The organism is Globicatella sanguinis NBRC 15551, from assembly GCF_001552295.1.
Taxonomy (GTDB): domain Bacteria; phylum Bacillota; class Bacilli; order Lactobacillales; family Aerococcaceae; genus Globicatella; species Globicatella sanguinis.
The window spans coordinates 1-1519 of record NZ_BCQX01000208.1; the positions used below are offsets into that span (position 1 = coordinate 1).

The following is a 1519-nucleotide window of genomic DNA, read 5'->3' on the forward strand; positions in this document are numbered from 1 at the left end:
CCCAAAATATTTGACACTACCATGGTATTCTATTGGTATAATTAGTTATCAGGAGAATATGCAAATGAAGTTATATATAGATGAGTCAGGGTCAATAACAACCTCTAATGCAAAAAGAAATAGATATTTTATTATGTCTTTTGTACATACAAATGAGCCTTATAAGGTAATCAGGGAGTTTAGAAGGGCAAAAATTGAATTTTTGAAAATCCATTCAGATATTCAATTGGACATAAAGAAAGAAATAAAAGGTTCAGAAATGACTTTTGGTATGAAGAAACACATTTTTGAACACTTGAAAAGTAAAACAGATGTCAGTTTTCATTTTATGGTAATTGATAATCAAAATTTAAAAACAAATCTTAGAGAAAAACCATCAATTAGTTTTAATTACTTTATTTCTTTAGCTGTTAAGAAAATAAGAAATAATGTAAGAGATAATGATAGAGATTTATTTTTACTAATTGATGAAAGAAACCAATCAGTTGGTTCACTAAATAGCTTGTCTGAATATTTACAAATAGAATTGTCTATAAAAACTAACCATTATGATAAAATAAAAGTAAATTATAAGGATTCAAAAACAAAAGATTTAATTCAAATAGCTGATATATTTTCAAATACAATTTATAGAGTTTGTCAATCAGAGTTATTTTCTAGAGAAGATAAAAAAATAATAAACTTTTAGATATTTGTTGTCCTGGTTTCATAGATTACTTTCCAACAAGGAATAATAGTCTGAATTTTATTCAAAGGTTAAATAATATTTCGGTTGACAGGTAGAATTCTTCTGTTTATAATGTATTTAAAGTAGTATGGTAATTCTTCCATTTTCGCAAACTTAATTATCTACGGGTATTTAAATATGTAAGCTTGCTTAATGTAAGCCGAGTGGAAGTTGTCTACTTTTTATAAAAAGGTAATCCCTCGCATTATGCGAGGGCTTTTTTATATTTATATAATAGAAGGGAAAAATAAATAATTCACGCTGGCAGATTGAATACGTAATTGAATACGTTATTTGTTATTTTATGTATTTTTATATTAACTATCTCAACGATTTTTTAGTTAATAATGCTTTTATTTAGCTGTTGTACGCTTACTTGCGTTCAATGCGAAAAAAACCAGGTCTTAAGAAAGCTCGTAAAGCTTCACAATTCTGAAAACGTTAGGCTGCAGCTGTTGCGAACTTGTTCGCTTACAGATGGAGTTCCTCAACTTGCCATTGCAAGTTGAGTTCAATTGAAAATATATCAACGTTTCAAGACACTTTCCAATTATGGAAGGTGTCTTATGTTTATATCGTACCGACTTTTTACCGACTTTTCTTTAATGAATTTGAAAGAGATTTTAGTTAGAAATGGTTATGTAAAAGTTATATGGAATAAATCAATAAAGTATTAGGCTGCAGCTGTTGCGAACTTGTTCGCTTACAGATGGAGTTCCTCAACTTGCAGTGCCAAGTTGAGTTCAATTAAATATAATTACAAAATTACAACACTCTCCTTATCGGAGGGTG

Annotated in this window: 1 protein-coding gene; it reads left to right on the plus strand. The window is 28.6% G+C overall.

Translation table 11 applies throughout. The features are described 5' to 3' along the window. Nucleotides 1–688: DUF3800 domain-containing protein (locus tag GSA01S_RS10120; protein ID WP_217994649.1), on the plus strand; the 688-nt coding region annotated here is incomplete at its 5' end. Between the last annotated feature and the right edge of the window lie 831 nt (nucleotides 689–1519).